The following is a 2303-nucleotide window of genomic DNA, read 5'->3' on the forward strand; positions in this document are numbered from 1 at the left end:
CGGCAAAAGGTCCTCGAAAGCAATCAGGCCCGGCGCGCCGCCTCCTGACCCCGTTCCCCGATCCCGACACCGCGCCGCCACCCGTCATTGCGAACGAAGTGACGCAATCTCGTCCCCGCCAATCCTCCGGTCCCCGCCTGCCTTTTGGCGCTTTTCTGGCCGGTATCGGTGTTCATCCCCGTTCATCGGTGGTTTCTTCCCGGCCTTCCTTTCCTCCCTCAGCCCCCTCTGACTTCCAGAGCGTCGAGGGGCACCGCCGCCTCGCCGGTCGTCAGAATGACGGTATGCCGTCCGGGGGAGAGGTTCTGGAGGGTAAACCGGGGGGTAGAGGGGGTGTCTGCCTCCGCGCGGGCGCTGAAAGTCCCCGCAGCTCCGCCGTCCACGAACACCTCCGCCTCGCCGAACCCGGGTCCGGCGGGGGCCCACAGGGAGAACCCGCTGCCCTCGATGTTCCATTTGGCCTGGAGCCCCGCCCGGGTGGAGACCACATGGGAGCCGGAACGGCTGGCGGGGTCGGCGACCTCTTTCCAGTCTTCGGACTTCTGCGCCGCGCCCAGTAGCCCCTCACGCCACCCCCAGAACACACGGCCCGGTTTCCTTTCCCCCCGGACAACAAAGCGGTCCACGGCGAGATGGGTGTTTTCGCGGGCGAGGAGGCCGAGGTTCCCGTCCGGCGCGGGGAAGGAGCCCTCCCACAACGGCTGGCCGTCCAGAAGGACGGCACATTTCCCATCCGCCCACGCGAGGGAAAAGGCATGGATCCCCTGCACGGGGGCGTCCCCGGACGCCGCAACGGCCTCCGTGCCGTCCGTCGCAACCTGCACTAGCCGCCAGCCCTTGGGCCCCGCCTCGAAGCCGGAGAATCCGGCAAGCGTGTGGGCGTGGGGCGTGGCGTCCGAGGACGGTTTGTTGGGGTCGAGGACGCCGGTGTGGTTCCAGACGAGCAGGGCGGTGCCGCGCAGGGTCGCCCCCATCTCCACAGCGCCTGCGGCGACGCCGTGCTTGAGCAGGGTGAGGGAGGGCCCGTCATGACCGCTCAGGACAAAGCCGCGCTCGCGGAACGGCGTATCCCAGGGCCGCGACGCGAGGTGGATCGTGCCGTTTCCGGCGGCGTCCCGCGAGGGGAACATGACGGTGAAGATGCCGTCCTTCCCCACGAACCCCGAAAAGGTCTGTCCCCAGATCCCCTTGGTCTCGGCCTCCACGGGCTCGGCATGCCAGATGGAGCCCGCCTGGAAGAGTTCCCAGGCGGCGGGGTCATGGGCCTTCTCCAGCGGCGCGCGGAAAAGGGCCTGATAGTTGCGGTTGCGTGCCACGGAGGTGGCGGGGGCATAAACCCAGCCGTCATGCGCGAAGGCGGGGAAGAATTCGAGCAGGGGAGGGTGCCACGCCGGACGCTCGGGATGCAGGACCAGGGTCGCGGCGCTCCAGGGGCCTTCCGGCGACTTTGCGGTGAAGGCGGCCAGTGCCCAGCCGAAATGAGGCCCCGAGTCCGTCAGCGTCAGCACGAGCCAGTCCTGCGCGCGGCGGAGCAGGGTGGAGGCGTACATGCGCCGGTATTTTCCCAAGAGCGGCGTCTGCGCGCGCGTGGTGGCGATGGGCAGGGGGGAGGGGTGGAAGGGGCCCCGGGGGCTGCCTGCCCACGCATAGCCCACCCCGCTGTTCGTGTCGGCGGAGGGCGTAAAGATCGTTGACCAGTCGGTGTTCCGGGTGGTCCAGTCGTAGACCATGTGGTATTTGCCGTCGGCGAACAGCACCGACACGTCCGGCGCGTTGCCCATGGGGTGGGTCTCGCCTTCGAAGAAGTGGGTGTGGTCGGGCAGCGCGCGGCCGACGGTCTCCCAGGACTTCCCCCGGTCGCCGGAGCGCAGGACGAGGCAGTGCGTGGCGTGCTCCGCCGACAGGGCGTAGCCCTTGAGGTAGCGCCCCACATAGAGGAACCAATCCCCCGAGGCCGGGTCCTCAAACAGGAAGCCGTTCACGGGCCACTCATAGGGCGGCGTCCCCCGCAGCACCGGGTTCCCCGGCAGGCGCGTGAACGCGTCAAAGGACGGGTCGCCCAGCACCGGATGGCGCAGCCAGTCCTCCCGGTGCGCCGTCGCCGCATAGTCGGGGAAGGACGGTGCAGCGCACAAGGCTGCCGCCGTCAACAGAAGCGTGAGTCCGGTCATGATGTCGTCTCCGCAGTTTTGTCAGGACGGGCGTTAGCCGTCGCGCTGCTGGCACGAGATTGCTTCACTTCGTTCGCAATGACGGGTGGCGGCTCGTCATGGCGAGCGAAGCGCGGCCATCTCGTGCCCGCC

1 protein-coding gene is annotated in these 2303 nt (G+C 68.9%); it reads right to left on the bottom strand.

The genetic code is table 11. The annotated features are described in order from the left end of the window. Positions 1–218: 218 nt before the first annotated feature. Complete coding sequence (locus GXY15_01090) at positions 219–2171, bottom strand: hypothetical protein (GenBank protein ID NLV39812.1); 1953 nt, start codon at positions 2169–2171, stop codon at positions 219–221. Between the last annotated feature and the right edge of the window lie 132 nt (positions 2172–2303).

It is taken from the genome of Candidatus Hydrogenedentota bacterium (assembly GCA_012730045.1).
Classification (GTDB): domain Bacteria; phylum Hydrogenedentota; class Hydrogenedentia; order Hydrogenedentales; family CAITNO01; genus JAAYBR01.